The sequence below is a fragment of the Flavobacterium sp. MMS24-S5 genome, assembly GCF_050320125.1.
Classification (GTDB): Bacteria; Bacteroidota; Bacteroidia; order Flavobacteriales; family Flavobacteriaceae; genus Flavobacterium; species Flavobacterium tyrosinilyticum.
Window position 1 is genome coordinate 4,479,663 of sequence record NZ_CP190016.1, and the last position, 16,088, is coordinate 4,495,750.

Annotated in this window: 14 protein-coding genes; 11 read left to right on the top strand and 3 right to left on the bottom strand. The window is 33.8% G+C overall.

Annotated elements, in window-relative coordinates:
- The first annotated feature begins 2 nt into the window (after positions 1–2).
- From nagB to yidC, 4 genes are all read left to right on the top strand, one after another.
- The gene (nagB, locus tag ACPWTF_RS20565; RefSeq protein ID WP_427872767.1) at positions 3–1,931 is read left to right on the top strand and encodes a glucosamine-6-phosphate deaminase; all 1,929 of its coding nucleotides are present in this window, start codon (positions 3–5) and stop codon (positions 1,929–1,931) included.
- A gap of 296 nt (positions 1,932–2,227) precedes the next feature.
- Positions 2,228–2,461, top strand: a complete 234-nt coding sequence (locus tag ACPWTF_RS20570) for a DUF3820 family protein (protein WP_250835380.1) — start codon at positions 2,228–2,230, stop codon at positions 2,459–2,461.
- Positions 2,462–2,701: 240 nt separating this feature from the next.
- Positions 2,702–4,318: a CTP synthase gene (locus tag ACPWTF_RS20575; protein WP_427872769.1), complete on the top strand. Its 1,617-nt coding sequence runs from the start codon at positions 2,702–2,704 to the stop codon at positions 4,316–4,318.
- A gap of 79 nt (positions 4,319–4,397) precedes the next feature.
- Positions 4,398–6,314 (top strand): membrane protein insertase YidC, encoded by a 1,917-nt coding sequence (gene yidC / locus ACPWTF_RS20580; protein ID WP_427872771.1) that lies wholly within the window; start codon positions 4,398–4,400, stop codon positions 6,312–6,314.
- A 72-nt stretch (positions 6,315–6,386) separates the two neighbouring features.
- On the opposite strand, the gene ACPWTF_RS20585 is transcribed toward yidC, so the two are convergent.
- Positions 6,387–7,364 (bottom strand): fasciclin domain-containing protein, encoded by a 978-nt coding sequence (locus ACPWTF_RS20585; RefSeq protein WP_427872773.1) that lies wholly within the window; start codon positions 7,362–7,364, stop codon positions 6,387–6,389.
- 297 nt (positions 7,365–7,661) lie between these two features.
- On the opposite strand from ACPWTF_RS20585, the gene ACPWTF_RS20590 reads away from it, so the two are divergent.
- The 3 genes from ACPWTF_RS20590 (at position 7,662) to ACPWTF_RS20600 (ending at position 9,020) form a co-directional block, all read left to right on the top strand.
- Positions 7,662–8,132 carry a toxin-antitoxin system YwqK family antitoxin gene (locus ACPWTF_RS20590; RefSeq protein ID WP_427872775.1) on the top strand — a complete coding sequence of 157 codons (471 nt, stop codon included), beginning with the start codon at positions 7,662–7,664 and terminating at the stop codon, positions 8,130–8,132.
- 25 nt (positions 8,133–8,157) lie between these two features.
- A complete protein-coding gene (locus ACPWTF_RS20595) occupies positions 8,158–8,355 on the top strand; it encodes a hypothetical protein (protein WP_427872777.1) in 198 nt (65 codons plus the stop codon).
- 107 nt (positions 8,356–8,462) lie between these two features.
- Positions 8,463–9,020, top strand: a complete 558-nt coding sequence (locus ACPWTF_RS20600) for a DUF4956 domain-containing protein (protein WP_250835384.1) — start codon at positions 8,463–8,465, stop codon at positions 9,018–9,020.
- Here the strand turns inward: ACPWTF_RS20600 and ACPWTF_RS20605 are convergent.
- Complete coding sequence (locus ACPWTF_RS20605) at positions 9,017–10,894, bottom strand: PEP/pyruvate-binding domain-containing protein (RefSeq protein ID WP_427872779.1); 1,878 nt, start codon at positions 10,892–10,894, stop codon at positions 9,017–9,019. The genes ACPWTF_RS20600 and ACPWTF_RS20605 overlap by 4 nt on opposite strands.
- 344 nt (positions 10,895–11,238) lie before the next feature.
- Here ACPWTF_RS20605 and mnmA point away from each other — a divergent pair, with 344 nt between their 5' ends.
- The 4 genes from mnmA to ACPWTF_RS20625 are packed head-to-tail and all read left to right on the top strand — an operon-like array spanning position 11,239 to position 15,459.
- The gene (mnmA, locus tag ACPWTF_RS20610; protein ID WP_427872781.1) at positions 11,239–12,426 is read left to right on the top strand and encodes a tRNA 2-thiouridine(34) synthase MnmA; all 1,188 of its coding nucleotides are present in this window, start codon (positions 11,239–11,241) and stop codon (positions 12,424–12,426) included.
- A gap of 44 nt (positions 12,427–12,470) precedes the next feature.
- Positions 12,471–14,078 (top strand): S8 family serine peptidase, encoded by a 1,608-nt coding sequence (locus tag ACPWTF_RS20615; RefSeq protein WP_427872783.1) that lies wholly within the window; start codon positions 12,471–12,473, stop codon positions 14,076–14,078.
- Positions 14,079–14,083: 5 nt separating this feature from the next.
- Positions 14,084–15,028, top strand: coding sequence for an NAD(P)H-dependent flavin oxidoreductase (locus ACPWTF_RS20620; RefSeq protein ID WP_427872785.1), 945 nt, complete (start codon positions 14,084–14,086; stop codon positions 15,026–15,028).
- Between the two features lie 20 nt (positions 15,029–15,048).
- The gene (locus ACPWTF_RS20625; RefSeq protein WP_095929935.1) at positions 15,049–15,459 is read left to right on the top strand and encodes a hypothetical protein; all 411 of its coding nucleotides are present in this window, start codon (positions 15,049–15,051) and stop codon (positions 15,457–15,459) included.
- 151 nt (positions 15,460–15,610) lie between these two features.
- Here the strand turns inward: ACPWTF_RS20625 and ACPWTF_RS20630 are convergent, their stop codons facing one another.
- Positions 15,611–16,051 (bottom strand): DUF4268 domain-containing protein, encoded by a 441-nt coding sequence (locus ACPWTF_RS20630; RefSeq protein WP_095929936.1) that lies wholly within the window; start codon positions 16,049–16,051, stop codon positions 15,611–15,613.
- Positions 16,052–16,088: the final 37 nt, after the last annotated feature.

Here is a 16,088-nt window from a genome sequence, read left to right on the forward strand (position 1 = left end):
TCATGTTAAAAAGTAAAATCGACAAAGCAACAGGTTTCGAAAAACGATTCGAAAACATTAATACAGTTGTTTTTGAAAACTCAACAGATGCTTCAAAAGAAGTAGCGCAAGAAATTGCAGCATTAATCAAAGAAAAAGAAAAAGAAGGAAAGCCATGTATTCTTGGTTTGGCAACAGGTTCTTCTCCAAAAGGATTGTATGCCGAATTAGTGCGTCTGCATAAAGAAGAAGGTTTGAGTTTCAAAAACGTAATCAGTTTTAACTTGGATGAATATTATCCAATGGAACCCAATTCAATCAATAGTTATGTTCGTTTCATGAAGGAACTTTTGTTTGATCATGTTGATATTTTACCTGAAAACGCTCATGTTCCAGACGGACTTTTAACAAAAGAACAAATTGCAGATTATTGCCACGAATATGAAGCTAAAATTGAAGCTTTAGGCGGAATCGATCTTCAGATTCTTGGAATTGGAGGAAACGGACACATCGGATTTAATGAGTCTGGTTCGCTTCAAAACTCTAAAACTCGTTTAGTGGCTTTAGATCATATTACAAGAGTTGCGGCAAGTAAAGATTTCTTTGGTTTAAATAATACGCCAAGAACAGCAATTACGCTTGGGGTTAAAAAAATCATGGAAGCAAAAAGAGTGATCTTATTAGCTTGGGGTGAAGGAAAAGCAAACATTGTAAAAAAATCCGTTGAAGACGAAGTTACAAACCGAGTTCCTGCTTCATTCTTGCAAGAGCATAACAACGCAGTTTTTGTTTTAGACAAAGAAGCTTCTTCAAAATTAACGAGAATCAACAAGCCTTGGCTGGTTGAAAAAATTGTTTGGACAGATAAATTGACTCGTAAAGCAGTTTTAGGATTGGCATTAGATCTTAAAAAACCAATTTTAATGCTTACAGATGCAGATTATATCGAAAACGGTATGAGCGATTTGTTGGCAGATTCGGGTACAGCTTACGATACTAATATTAAGATATTTAATAAGTTACAAAATACAATCACAGGTTGGCCAGGTGGGAAACCAAATGCAGACGACTCAAATCGTCCTGAAAGAGCGGAGCCAGCTAAAAAACGTGTATTGATTTTCAGTCCGCACCCAGATGATGATATTATTAGTATGGGAGGTACTTTCATGCGTTTGCAAGAGCAAGGACATGAGGTGCATGTTGCTTACCAAACATCTGGAAACATCGCCGTTGCTGATGATGAGGCGCTTCGTTTTGCAAGATTTGTGATTGATTACAACGAGAAATTCGGAATCAAAAGTGCAGAAGCTGATAATATCTATAAAAAGGCAGAAGCATTCTTGCAGAACAAAAAGAACAGCGAAATTGATATTCCAGAAGTTCGTTACATTAAAGGTCTAATCAGAAAAGGAGAGGCGAGAGCTACAAGTCATTTTGTTGGTCTTCCAGACGAGCAAATTCACTTTATGGAATTGCCTTTTTATGAAACAGGGACAATCGAGAAAAAACCAATTGGAGCAGAAGATGTTCAGTTGACAGTTGATTTAATTGAGAAAATTAAACCACACCAGATTTACGCAGCGGGAGATTTAGCAGATCCACACGGAACACATAAAGTTTGTTTGGATGCGATTTTTGAGGCAGTAAAAGTTTTAAAACCAAAAGAGTTTATGAACGATTGTTGGTTATGGTTATACCGTGGAGCTTGGCAAGAGTGGGGAATTGACGAAGTTGAGATGGCTGTTCCAATGAGTCCAGATCAAGTTCTAGAAAAACGTCATGGAATCTTCAAACACCAGTCTCAAAAAGATGGGGTTGTTTTCCAAGGAACAGACGCAAGAGAGTTCTGGCAGAGAGCAGAAGACAGAAACCGCGAGACGGCAGCTTTATATCACCAATTAGGTTTAGCAACGTATGCTGCAATGGAAGCTTTCGTGAGATGGCACTACTAAGATGCTAAGGTTCTGAGATGCTAAGATGCTAAGTTTTTTTAGCGTTTTTAGAAATTAGTAATAAGTCTTAAATGATATTTTTGAAGCAGGAAGAGGGAACGCAAATAAGTTCTTTTTTCTTGCTTCTTTTTTTTAAGCTTCTAAGTTGCTGAGATACTAAGGTTCTAGGTTTTTAATCTGTGAGAATCCTTTTAATCTGTGGCAAAAGAAAAAATAAATAGTAGTTTTGCATGAAATGAAATAAGCAGAAAATCTATGAAGTCTTTCATCTTGCTTCTTTCTTCTACAAGAAAACTATGGATCAAGATAAAAAACAACTCATAAAATTAGCGCACACCAAAATGCCTTTCGGGAAATACGAGGGAAAATATTTAATTGATTTACCTGAGTATTATGTTGTTTGGTATCATAATAAAGGATTTCCAAAAGGAGAGCTTGGTCAACAATTGCAACTTATTTATGAATTGAAATTGAATGGTTTAGAAGAATTAATTCGGAATATTAAGAAGCAATATCCCAAGCCAATGTAACATGCTTTTTATGATTATGGGATTTTTATATAATTAGATAAAATTTTCATTATAATGACTGAAAATCTTTTAAACAATAGATAAAAATTAATATATAGGAAGGTTTTCTTTTGATTTGAAAAAGCTAAAAAATCAGCATTCTAAAATTCTAAAAATCTAAGAAGTCTATTGTATAAATTGTCTAATTAAATTTGTACTTTTGCCAAGTTTTTTACACAACTACTTACAAACAACAACAGAATGAATCAAACAAAATATATTTTTGTTACAGGAGGTGTGACCTCTTCATTAGGAAAAGGGATTATCGCGGCATCTTTGGCAAAATTGTTACAAGGAAGAGGATATCGCACGACTATTCAAAAATTTGATCCATATATTAACGTAAATCCGGGGACACTAAACCCGTATGAGCACGGAGAATGTTATGTGACAGATGATGGAGCTGAAACTGACTTAGACTTAGGACACTACGAGCGTTTCTTGAACGTTCCTACTTCTCAGGCTAATAACGTTACTACAGGAAGAGTTTATCTTTCGGTTATTGAAAAAGAAAGAAGAGGAGAGTTTTTAGGAAAAACGGTTCAGGTTGTTCCTCATATCACAAACGAAATCAAAGACAGAATGCAATTGCTGGGTAAATCTGGCGACTATGATATTGTAATTACTGAAATTGGAGGTACAGTTGGTGATATCGAGTCTCTACCTTACATAGAATCTGTTCGTCAATTAGTTTGGGAGTTGGGTGAAAATAACGGAATCGTAATTCATTTAACATTAGTTCCTTATTTGGCTGCAGCTGGTGAGTTGAAAACAAAACCTACTCAGCACTCTGTTAAAACTTTAATGGAGAGTGGTATTAAAGCAGATATTTTGGTTTGTAGAACAGAGCACGAATTGTCTCAGGAATTGCGCCAGAAATTAGCTTTATTCTGTAATGTGAAAAAAGAAGCAGTTATTCAGTCAATTGATGCTTCTACTATATATGAAGTTCCTAATTTAATGCTTGAAGAAGGATTAGATGTTGTGGCTTTAAAGAAATTAGATTTACCTAAAAAAGCATCTCCAGATCTTAAAAACTGGAATACTTTCTTAAAAAGATTAAAAAATCCAAAACAAACTGTAAACATTGGTTTAGTTGGAAAATATGTCGAAATGCAAGATTGCTACAAATCTATTTTAGAGGCGTTCATTCATGCAGGAGCTGCAAATGAAACAAAAGTAAATGTAATTTCTATTCACTCAGAGCATATTAATGCGGATAATGTTGAAGAGAAATTAGGTTCTTTAGATGGAGTTTTAGTTGCTCCAGGTTTTGGTGAAAGAGGTATTGAAGGAAAAATTGAAGCAGTTCGTTTTGTACGTGAAAACAACATTCCTTTCTTCGGAATTTGTTTAGGAATGCAAATGTCTGTTATCGAATATTCTAGAAATATTTTAGGTTATGCTGATGCGAATTCTACAGAGATGAACGATAAAACGCCTCATCCGGTTGTGAATTTAATGGAAGAACAGAAAAATGTAACCGATAAAGGAGGAACAATGCGTTTAGGTGCTTGGAAATGTGATATTAAACCAAACACTTTAGCACACAGAATTTACGGAGAAAAAACTATTTCGGAGCGTCACCGCCACCGTTATGAGTACAATAATAAATATGCTGATGAATTGCAAAAAGCAGGTTTGAAGGCTTCTGGAGTTAACCCTGATACAGGTTTAGTAGAAATCGTTGAGCTTGATAATCACCCATTTTTTATCGGTGTTCAATACCACCCAGAATACAAAAGTACGGTTGCAAATCCGCACCCAATCTTTGTAAACTTTGTGGCTGCTGCAGTAAATGCGCATAAAAAACAGTAATTAATATTTTGAGAAGTTTGTAACTTTTGAGATAAACTCAGTACTAATAGACTTCAACGAATAACTTTTTTAAATTATAATGGAAGAAAAAAAATTAGACCTCAATTCGATCATTGGTTTTGTATTGATCTTCGGAATTTTGATTTGGATTATGTACCAAAATCAGCCTTCTGAAAAAGAAATTGCTGCTGAAAAAGCCAAGAAAGAATTAGTTGCTAAACAAGAAGCACAAGCAAAAGCAGATAAAGCAAAAACGGCATCATTACCAGCTGCTGCTGTAACTCCTGGAGATACAGTTCAATTGGCTCAATTGCAAAAAACTTTAGGAGGATTTGCTTATTCTGCAACACTTCCTTCTGCAAAAGAAGCTTTTACTACAATCGAAAATGAAAAATTAAAATTAAAGATTGCTAATAAAGGTGGTTATATTGTTGAAGCTACTTTAAAAGAATTCGAAAGATTTAAAAAAGGTTCTGGAGAGCTAGTTGAGTTAATCAAAAATAACAACTCAAATTTAAATTTGCAGCTTCTTACTACAGACAATAGAACATTAAATTCTAAAGATCTGTATTTCGAACCAACATTAGAGAAAATTGGTGCAGACCAAGTTTTATCTATGCGTTTGAAAGCTGGAGCTAATGAATTTTTAGAATATAAATACATCTTAAAACCAAACAATTATTTAGTTGGTTTTGATATCCGTTCTCAAGGTTTGAACAGAGTTTTAAATTCTGCAAGACCAATTGATTTGCAATGGGATTTAAAAACATATAGAAACGAAAAAAGTGTTTCTTATGAAAACCGTTTTGCTCAAATCGATTTCAAATACAACGAATCAAAATACAATAACGTTAGTTCGCACGGACAAGGAAAAGAAGAAACTCCTGAAAAAGTGAGTTATGTAGCTTTTAAACAGCATTTCTTTGCTACTATTTTATCTACAGAAAAGCCTTTTGAGACTTCAAAATTACAATCTGATGATTTAGTTAAAGATGAAAAAATCGATACTGTTTTTACGAAACAGTTTAGAGCAAATTTACCTTTAGCATTTTCAAACGGAGAGATCGATTACAAAATGAATTTGTATATGGGTCCTGTGGATTACAAAACACTAAAAGCTTACGATAAAAATTTCGATAAGATCATTCCTTTAGGATGGGGAATTTTTGGATGGATTAACAAATTAATCTTCATTCCATTATTCGGATTCTTAAGTTCAACAATCGGATTGTCATTAGGAATTGCGATTATCATTTTTACGATTATCATCAAATTGGCTATGTCGCCAATTACCTATAAGTCATTCTTGTCTCAGGCTAAAATGAAAGTTTTAAGACCTGATATTGCTGAGTTGGGAGAGAAATTCAAAAAAGACCCAATGAAGAAACAACAGGAAACAATGAAACTGTACAACAAAGCAGGTGTAAACCCAATGGCAGGATGTATTCCGGCATTGATTCAGTTGCCATTTATGTATGCATCGTTCCAGTTTTTCCCTGCAGCATTTGAATTAAGACAGAAAAGTTTCCTTTGGGCGGACGATTTATCATCTTTTGACTCTGTTGTAAAATTACCGTTTACTATTCCATTGTATGGAGATCATATCAGTTTGTTCCCAATTTTGGCAGCAATTGCAATTTTCTTCTATATGAAAATGACTTCTGGAGATCAGCAGATGGCTGCTCCTCAACAAGAAGGTATGCCGGATATGGCAAAAATGATGAAAATCATGATTTACGTTTCGCCATTAATGATGTTAATTTTCTTCAATAGTTATGGTGCAGGATTGAGTTTGTATAACTTTATTTCAAACTTAATTACAATCGGAATCATGTTTGTAATCAAGAATTATATTGTAGATAGTGATAAAATTCACGCTCAGATTCAAGAAAACAAACAAAGAGAGCCTAAAAAGCCAAGTAAGTTCCAACAGCGTCTTCAAGAAGTAATGGAACAACAGGAAGCAGCAAAAGCTCAGAATAAGAAAAAGAAGTAATTCTATATCAATAAAACAAAAAAACCGTCTCGTTTTTTAACGAGACGGTTTTTTATTTGCAATTAGTTGTATTTAAAATTTAGGTAATAAAACCTTGTCAATAGCATGGATTATACCGTTTGAACATTGAACATCTGTTACAATAATATTACTAACTCTATTATTGGTGTCCGTAATTTTTGCGCCTCCAGTAAGGCCAATTGTGAAACTTTGACTGGCAAAAGTATTAACTACCTGTCCGTTTGTTAAAGAAGTCGATTGCACATTCGCACCAGCAACCACATGATATTTCAGGGTAGTTTCTAAAACATTAGCAGGAATCGCAGAAAGACCAGAGAATCCAGTTTCGGTTAAGAAACTTGCAAATGCAGTATTTGTAGGTGCAAAAACAGTAAAAGGTGAACTTGCCGTTCCAGATAATATTCCAACAAAACCAGATGCAGAGTTGTAGCTCAATGCTGTTACAAGTGTTGTGAAATTTTTGTTAGCCACAGCATGGTTAACAATAGTAGGTAATCCTATTACACCATCAACCAAATGAATAACGCCATTTGAAGCTTCAATATCTGCAGTTGTTACTGTTGCACCGCCATTGGCTTTTCCGCCATTAATATCAACTCCTGTGTTTTTTTCAAGATACATACTTATGGTGTTTGATGCTGAAGCATTTCCTTTTGCCAGAGTTTTTACATATCCTGTAGTAATCTCGCTAGATTTTACTTTTGTGCTTAAAACATGGTTGAGTAATATTTCTTTTAAAGCAGCAACAGGAACTGCATTAAGATTAGCATAACCGTTTGCAGAGAGGAAAGCGCTAAAAGCTTTATTATTAGGTGCAAAGACGGTGTAAGAGCCAGAAGAGTTCAATGTAGCAGCTAGATCTGCTTTTTCTAAAGCAGCAACTAAACTGCTAAGGTCAGGATTTGCTTTCGCAATAGATACAATCGTTTGTGGAGTCTGTTGCGAGTCGTCGTCATCATTATTACATGAAATGCTAACGAAAGCAATTAATGCTAAAAAAGCAATTAATTTAATTTTCAATGTTTTCATAATATAGTTTTTAGTTTGTTAGGCTAAATTATGATATTTTGTTTAACTATTTTTACATAATGTTAAACAAAAGTTATATTCGTTACATGTTTTACTCGCTTTGTTTGTCGTTTTTATGTTGTTGATTTTTAGTTGTTTATATTGTTTTAGTTCTGATTTTATTATTCGTAGGTCTAAATTTTGTTTAACAAAATTTTAAATAGTATTTAAGACTTTAAAAATCGGTAAAAAAGTAAAATTGGTTATACTTTTGCAATAATAAAACACGCTTTTTAATGTTATAAAGAAAAACAGTTTATGAAAAAAATTTGGATTTTATTTCTAATTACTACAGCAGCTTTTTCTCAAGAAACCAATAAAGTTGACGCGGCTGGAAAAAAAGACGGACTTTGGAAAGGCACTTATGCTGAATCTAAACGCCCTCGCTACGAAGGAACTTTTGATCATGGAAAGGAAACTGGTGTTTTTAAATTTTTTGATGATACTAAAAAAGGTGATGTCTTAGCAACAAGAGATTTTAGTGCCAATGATGGAAGCTCGTATACTGTCTTTTTTGATCAAAATAAAAACAAAGTAAGTGAAGGAAAAGAGATAGGAAAAGCTCGCGAAGGGGAATGGAAATATTACCATAAAGCTTCTAAAGTTTTAATGGCGGTTGAGAATTATAAAAATGGAAAATTAGAAGGTTTAAAAACTGTTTATTATCCCAATGCACAAATTGCGGAAGAGATGACCTATAAAAATGGTTTAAAAGAAGGCAGCATATAAAAAAATAGGGCAGGACGGAACGCTTTTGGAAGAATCGAACTTTGTAAATAATGAATACAATGGTGCAGCTGTTTTTTATGATTCAGATAAGTCTGTTGCTTCTAAAGGAAAGTTTATAAATGGTAAAAAAGCTGGAATCTGGCAGTTTTACCAAAAAGGAAAATTGGTGAAAGAAGTAAATATGAGTGATCCTAAAGACACGAATAAAGCTTCTGAAAAATGACCAGCGCCAAAAAAGTAATAGCCTAAAAAGTTCAGAATTCATTCCTTAAAAATAAAATAGGTAAAGAATAAATTGTTTACTTTTGAGTAACCAATTTATTCTAACCAATGGATTTACAAGAACTTTTAGGACGATTTTTACTGTTGTTTTTTTCGATTTTGGTTTTATATTTTTTCTCAAACAGAAAAGATAATGCTACTATAAATCCGTTGATGGTTATTGTGGGACTTTGTACTTTTTCCCTTTGTTATCTTTTTACCAAAATAGAAATTGGAGTCGGAATTGGTTTTGGCCTTTTTGCTATTTTTTCGATACTTCGATTTAGAACACAATCTTTCACGGTAAATGCTATCATCTTTCTTTTTGCCACAATTACATTGTCAATTCTGGACATTATGTATCCGTTTGAAAAGATTGAACTGTTGCTGTTTTTTCAAATTATTATTATCGGATTTTATATTGCCGCTTCGGTTATTGTCAACAAAAAAGCTTCAAAATATCTGAATTCTGTAGATGTGAAAATTCCGCTTGACGATAATTTTTCTTTAAATTCAGAAGTAATTCGAAAATCAATTCAGCAGAAAATTAAGATTGAAGATTTCGACTTTAGAATTGTATTAATCAACACAGCAAGCAACGAAATAGATTTATTAGTATTCTATTAATCGTTGAATGGACGGACTTGTTTGATGTACAAATCTCTTTTTTCTCCCACAATTTTAAATTCAATATCTACAGGATGAAATTGGTTTTTACGCCAATAACGATACATTTTAGTTTCAATTTTTTTACTGACATCGTATAGATTACTCATTTCTTTTCGAGTCAATAACGGTTCATTATTATTCAGATTGGAATTGGAAGTATAATCAATATCAAAATCTGTTTCGTCTTTTCCGTCGTTAAAATGATAGGCTACAAACTGTTCGCAGATTTCTCCTTTTTCGGGTTTCACAACCGAATTTTCTCCCTTTTGAACATTGACCGTAATTCCAGGAAAGTTTTCTCTAAATATATTTTTGGTAATAATTACGCCATTTGCCAATTCATCTGGAAAAGAGCGATGCACCAAGACACCCATTGCAATATTTTGCTGATCAATTCCAAAAAGTTCTCGTTCATTATACGAGGCTTCATTCCAGACACTTGCCCAGACTTGTTTTATGGCTTTTTCGAAAGTTTTGATCGAATCGCCTATAATTCCGGTTTTAGAATCGTACAATCCAGCGCCATTAAAATCATCTAAATCTTCTGCATTCGTAGACGAACGAAATCTGAAGTTTTTAAATTTGGCGTCTTTAAAAGCAATATTCAATTTCGATATTAATTCAGGATCAATAGGTTCTTTTTTGATAGCGTCTCTAATTTTCTTAAGCTGTTTATTGATCCAAACCGCAGAATCTTTTTGTGGGAAAGCCAAAAGCTCTGTAATTAATGGCGAAATAGATGCTTTTTGAATATGTTTTGTGTAAAAGTAAAACGGAATAGCATGTGCATTTTCTGGAACTTTAAAGGAAATCTCTTTAGAAATGGCAATTAAATACGCCATGTTTTGTGCCTTCGAACCAATATAATTAATTCCCTTTTTTGGAATTTCAGATAAATTGACCAATTCTATAACGCTATTGTCTATAACTAGCTTTTTCTTTTTTCCAGGAGATTTTGTTGGAATTTTTTTAGTGGTTTCTTTAATGAAAAAAGTATCGACTTCAATTTTTAATTCTACTTTTTTAGAAAGTAGCCTTTTTATGTTCTTGTCTTTTTCAATATCCGTATACGCCATTATCGGAATCTTTCTGTTTTTTCCTAAAAGAACCAAATGGCTTAATGGAGTTTGAAGTTCATTGACAATAATTCCTCGCACATTTGGGAGAATATCAGGCGTTCCGTCCAGAATAATAATCTCGTCAGAACTAGGTTTTGTAGTTTCTAAATCTTTGATTTTGTATTGTCGCAGAATCCCAATAGTACTTCCACGAACAACTTCCTGATATTTTAATTCGCCAAAAATATAATCAGATTTTACACATGGAATTTTGAATTCCTCGCGTTGGAACCAATTCATCATTTCTGGATTGTTCAGATAAAATTTCAGTTTTTCTCCAATAAAAGTGGAATTTTTAACCATAGTAAAAAAACGTTCAATCAGTGGTAGAGGCATATGATCGGATGCAGCGAGTTCAAAAATCCATTTGTCTGTTCCTTTAATGTGATTTAAATTTCCGAGAAGAAAATCTCTATTCTTTTCAGTGTTGCTATAGTTCTCATTATTGAAGACTTCTAAATCATGGCTGTATCCCAAATAATTAACTACAAAATCGTAATGAAGCAAAATAATACTGCTGTTGAAATAATACATTTTTTGTTTTCTGAGATCGTAAATGACTTTTACTGATTCAATATTCGAAAATTTATCAGACAAAGGTTTTCCTCTAAATGCTTTGTAAGCTTCATAATTTGGTAAAGACGCGCTAAATCGCTGCGCACTTAACGAAGTTAATACGAAAAGGAAAAACAAGCTATAAATGTATTTTTTCATATCATAAAAATGGATGATTAAATGTAATTAAAAAAAGAACTCATTGTGTGAAATTGTTTTTGTCAATTTTACCTCGTCCAATTAAATTTAAATCTTTGCAAATCTGCTTTAATCTTTTAAAATCTGCGTGAAAATATCGACTGAAAAAAGTATTTCACGCAGATTTTAAAAGATTAAAGCAGATCAAATTTGATTTTTATTCTATTAATTATTCTATTTTGCCCAATGGGTAAAAATAGAATAAGTTTTATCTACCGCGGGATTGCTTAAAGTAATGAAAACCATGGTGAAATTTTCTATTATTTGGCGTACCTTTGCAACCTTAAAAAATTAAACTTTTCAAAATGAAACGAGTAGTTGTTGGACTTTCAGGTGGAGTAGATTCTAGTGTTGCAGCGTATTTATTGCAACAGCAGGGATACGAAGTTATTGGCCTTTTTATGAAAAATTGGCACGATGACTCTGTTACTATTTCTAACGAATGTCCTTGGCTGGAAGACAGTAATGATGCTTTGCTTGTGGCTGAAAAATTAGGCATACCGTTTCAAACTGTTGATTTAAGCGAGGAATACAAAGAAAAAATCGTTGATTATATGTTCAACGAATACGAAAAAGGAAGAACTCCAAATCCTGACGTGCTTTGTAACCGCGAAATCAAATTTGATGTGTTTATGAAAATCGCTTTAAGTCTTGGTGCCGATTATGTGGCAACGGGACATTATTGTCAAAAAAGCGAAATTGAGGTAGACGGAAAACCAGTTTACCAACTAGTTGCTGGAGTTGACAATAATAAAGATCAATCGTACTTCTTATGCCAATTGTCACAAGAACAATTGTCTAAAGCTTTGTTTCCTATCGGAGCTTTAACAAAACCTGAAGTGCGCGAAATTGCTGCTGAAATGGAATTGGTTACAGCAGAAAAGAAAGATTCACAAGGTTTATGTTTTATTGGAAAAGTTCGTCTTCCAGAATTTTTACAGCAAAAATTACAGCCAAAAGATGGTAAAATTGTTCAAGTAGATAAAACCGATCCGATTTATACCTCTGAAAAATCAGCTGAACTTTCTTTGGAAGAAAGATTAAAGTTAGAATCTCAAAAGCTAGACTACATTCCAACAATGGGAAAGGTAGTTGGAAATCACCAAGGAGCTCATTACTTTACAGTTGGACAAAGAAAAGGTCTAAATGTAGGAGGAACAATAAATCCTTTGTTTGTAATTGCTACGGATGTAGAAACTAATACAATTTATACAGGTATGTCGAGCCAGCATCCGGGTTTATTTAAAAAAGCTCTTTTTGTTGGAGAGTCTGAAGTTCATTGGATTAGAGAAGATATGACTTTGAAATCGGGTGAGAAAATGGAAGTGATGGCTAGAATTCGTTATCGTCAGCCTCTTCAAAAAGCTGTTTTACATCAATTTGAAGACGGTATGTATGTAGAGTTTGAAGAACCACAGTCTGCTATTACAGAAGGACAATTTGTTGCTTGGTATTTAGAAAATGAATTAGTTGGTTCGGGAGTAATTTCTTAGCTTTATACTTTATTTGGGAGAAGATCCCTAAAAAGTATAGATGAATGAGATGTAACTTTACTTTTCTTTTAATACTTCTTTCGTTTACAGTATTTGCACAAGAAGATGCATGGGTTTATTTTAATGGTAAGCCTAATGCTCAGGCTTTTTATGACAATCCTCAAGCTGTACTTTCGCAAAGAGCTCTGGATCGAAGAACGAACCAGAATATCGTTTTGGATATTACTGATGCTCCGTTAGAGACCTCGTATGTTAATCAAATTTCCGCAAGTACAGGAATTACGGTAAAAGCACAGTCGAAATGGCTGAATGCACTTCATATTCAGGGAACTCAGGCTAATATCAATGCTTTAAAAGCGTTAGCTTTTGTTCAGAAAGTAGAATTTGCAGATAGAACTTTAAATACTACGGGAAAAAAAGTTTCAGAAACTGCAATCAATCAGACGAAAAAACAAATACAAACCGCTATTGATTATGCTTATGGTAATTCTGCCAATCAAATTCAGACGTTGAATGGGCAGGTTTTGCATCAACAGAATTACACAGGAGAAGGTAAAATTATTGCTGTTTTAGATGCTGGATTTCCAGGTGTCAATACCGCTCAACCATTTGAAAATCTTAGAAATAATAATAAAATTCTAGGAGGATACGATTTTACCACTCGAAATGCTAATTTCTATACTGGAGGAGATCATGGAACGAAAGTGCTTTCTACAATGGGCGGTTACAAAGAAAATGCTTTAATAGGGACGGCTCCAAACGCTTCCTACTATCTTTTTATAACTGAAATTGTTGATGATGAGAATCCTCTTGAAGAATCACTTTGGGTTGAAGCGGCGGAGAAAGCGGACGCTTTGGGAGTAGATATTATTACGACTTCGCTTGGATATTTCCTTGATCGAGATGAAGTTAGGTACAATCATACATACAGCGATATGAACGGAATTACGACTTTTATTTCGCGTGGTGCAGAAATCGCTTTTAATAAAGGAATATTAGTTTTGGCTTCTGCTGGAAATGAAGGAGCTCAACCTGAAAAGCACATTGGTGCTCCAGCTGATGCAGTGTCTGTTTTGGCAATTGGATCGGTTACAGCTAACAAAGTACGATCTAGTTTCAGTTCGATCGGGCCAAGTTACGATGGAAGAATTAAACCTGATGTAATGGCACAAGGATCATCGGCTGTGGTTTCTGATGCAAATGGAACTATTGGTACAGCAAGCGGAACTTCATTTTCTTGTCCGATAATGGCGGGAATGGCAGCTTCATTGTGGCAAGCTTTTCCATCAAAAACAAACAAAGAAATTAGACAAATGATTTTGGCTTCTGCCAATAAATATGCAAATCCGGATAATAACTATGGATATGGAATTCCAAATTTTGGGGCAGCATTAGGTGTTGATGATTTTATAGCTGAAGCTTCATTTTTGGTCTATCCAAATCCAGTAAAGAGTGAAGTTTGGTTTTCTTTTTTAAACGAAAGCAATACCGCATCGGTAACCATTTATTCTATTTTAGGACAAAAATTAATCGAAGAAAAAATCAATAATTCAAATCCAGTTCTTTCCTTGCAATCACTTCAAAGCGGACTTTATATTTATAGTTTTGATGCTGATAATCTGCATAAAACAGGAAAAATAATCAAGCAATAGTTTTAATGAATAAAATTACCCAACTCTTTAATATAAAATACCCAATCATTCAAGGTGGAATGATCTGGAATAGCGGTTACAAATTGGCTTCGGCGGTAAGTAATGCAGGAGGTTTAGGACTTATTGGTGCAGGTTCTATGTATCCAGAAGTTCTTAGAGAACACATTCAAAAATGTAAAAAAGCCACAGACAAACCTTTTGGTGTCAATATTCCGATGTTATATCCTAACATCAAAGAAATTATGAATATTGTGGTTGATGAAGGGGTTAAAATTGTTTTTACTTCTGCAGGAAATCCGAAAACTTGGACTTCTTTTTTGAAAGAAAGAGGTATTACAGTTGTTCACGTGGTAAGCAGCAGTGTTTTTGCTTTAAAAGCGCAAGATGCTGGTGTTGATGCTGTCGTGGCAGAAGGTTTTGAAGCGGGCGGACATAACGGCCGTGAGGAAACGACTACTTTGACTTTGATTCCGATGGTGAAAGAAAAAATACAAATCCCTTTAATTGCAGCTGGCGGAATTGCAACAGGAAGAGGAATGCTTGCGGCAATGGTTTTGGGCGCAGATGGTGTTCAGGTGGGAAGCCGTTTTGCAGCATCTTTTGAATCTTCGGCACACAATAATTTTAAAGATACGATAGTTAATACTATAGAAGGAGGTACACAGCTGACTTTGAAAGAATTGGCACCTGTACGATTAGTGAAAAATAAGTTCTATCAGGATGTTCAGGATTTGTATCAAAAATGTCCTTCTAAAGAAGAATTGGTTCAGCTTTTAGGACGTGCAAGAGCCAAAAAAGGAATGTTTGAAGGGGATTTGGATGAGGGAGAATTGGAGATTGGACAGGTTGCAGGTCTCATTCATGAAATTTTGCCAGTTGAAGAAATTATTCGACAAATGATAGTCGAATTTGAAGTCGCATCCAAAGAAAAGACTACATTTGAGTTTTAATTGACTGCAAGAAATAATCTATGAATTCTATACGCACATACATACTATTACTTTTTTTAGTGTTAGGCCTTCAACAAGCTAAAAGTCAGTCATATCATTTTAAAACTTCAGGATTTAGCGTTCTACAAAAAAATGAAAGAGGAAAATGGGGCGAGTGGTCCAATCTAGATTTAGTAAATCTTTCAGTTGTTTTAGACACCAATAAACATAGAATTGTAGTTTATTCTCAAGAAATCCAGCTTTACAGTATTTTAGATTATATTGAAAGAGAAGAAAATGACACAGATATTGTATATTCTTTTATGTGCAAAGATAATGATGGGAAAGAATGCAAGCTGTCAATTATCACGCGAAAAAAACAAGATTATAGAAAACAGCTTTATATTAATTATGATGATCATATTATCGTTTATAATATTATTACTGTCTAAGTTTCTGAGATGCTAAGATTCTAAGTCGCTAAGTCTTTTGAATTTAATAAAATAATAAACCCGACAGTTTTTAAAAATCTGTCGGGTTTGCTATATAAAAAAGCTCAATGTCTTAGAATCTTAGAATCTTAGAATCTCAGAACCTTAGCATCTACAAAGAATCCACATCCTTAATAAACTCATCATATTCTAAATAGAACATTTCTAGAGCATGCATGTTTTCGTTGAAGAAATCAAAAATAGTATCCCAAGTGTTTTTATTGCTGAACCCAACGCCAAGTTTTTCTACCCAAATTCGGCTGATGTTTTTACCACTTTCAAGAGTATAATTTTTTTCAAAAACCAAATCTTTGATAAATTCTTCCTCTAGGATATTTTTTAAAGCTTCAAGTTTTTCAAAGTAGGCAATACGTTTTTCATCGCTTCTGTGTTCGATATCAATTAAAACCTGCGCTTTCTTGTTATCTACATAAAATTTAAAAGAAAAATCTTTGATTTTAGTGTCGTAAAGCACCCATTTGCGAGGGTATTTTTCGGCAAAAGCTACCCAAAATTCTCTTTTTATTCTTTGCGATTCTTCTCTGCTGTACATTTTTTTTAGGCTTTAAGATTAGAAAACTTGCGGTACT

Coding starts and splice junctions, on each gene's coding strand:
- ACPWTF_RS20590 (WP_427872775.1), top strand. CDS start 7,662: ATGAAAAAAATTTGGATTTTATTTCTAATTACTACAGCAGCTTTTTCT.
- ACPWTF_RS20600 (WP_250835384.1), top strand. CDS start 8,463: ATGGATTTACAAGAACTTTTAGGACGATTTTTACTGTTGTTTTTTTCG.
- ACPWTF_RS20570 (WP_250835380.1), top strand. CDS start 2,228: ATGGATCAAGATAAAAAACAACTCATAAAATTAGCGCACACCAAAATG.
- ACPWTF_RS20575 (WP_427872769.1), top strand. CDS start 2,702: ATGAATCAAACAAAATATATTTTTGTTACAGGAGGTGTGACCTCTTCA.
- nagB (WP_427872767.1), top strand. CDS start 3: ATGTTAAAAAGTAAAATCGACAAAGCAACAGGTTTCGAAAAACGATTC.
- mnmA (WP_427872781.1), top strand. CDS start 11,239: ATGAAACGAGTAGTTGTTGGACTTTCAGGTGGAGTAGATTCTAGTGTT.
- yidC (WP_427872771.1), top strand. CDS start 4,398: ATGGAAGAAAAAAAATTAGACCTCAATTCGATCATTGGTTTTGTATTG.
- ACPWTF_RS20605 (WP_427872779.1), bottom strand. CDS start 10,894: ATGAAAAAATACATTTATAGCTTGTTTTTCCTTTTCGTATTAACTTCG.
- ACPWTF_RS20630 (WP_095929936.1), bottom strand. CDS start 16,051: ATGTACAGCAGAGAAGAATCGCAAAGAATAAAAAGAGAATTTTGGGTA.
- ACPWTF_RS20620 (WP_427872785.1), top strand. CDS start 14,084: ATGAATAAAATTACCCAACTCTTTAATATAAAATACCCAATCATTCAA.
- ACPWTF_RS20585 (WP_427872773.1), bottom strand. CDS start 7,364: ATGAAAACATTGAAAATTAAATTAATTGCTTTTTTAGCATTAATTGCT.
- ACPWTF_RS20615 (WP_427872783.1), top strand. CDS start 12,471: ATGAGATGTAACTTTACTTTTCTTTTAATACTTCTTTCGTTTACAGTA.
- ACPWTF_RS20625 (WP_095929935.1), top strand. CDS start 15,049: ATGAATTCTATACGCACATACATACTATTACTTTTTTTAGTGTTAGGC.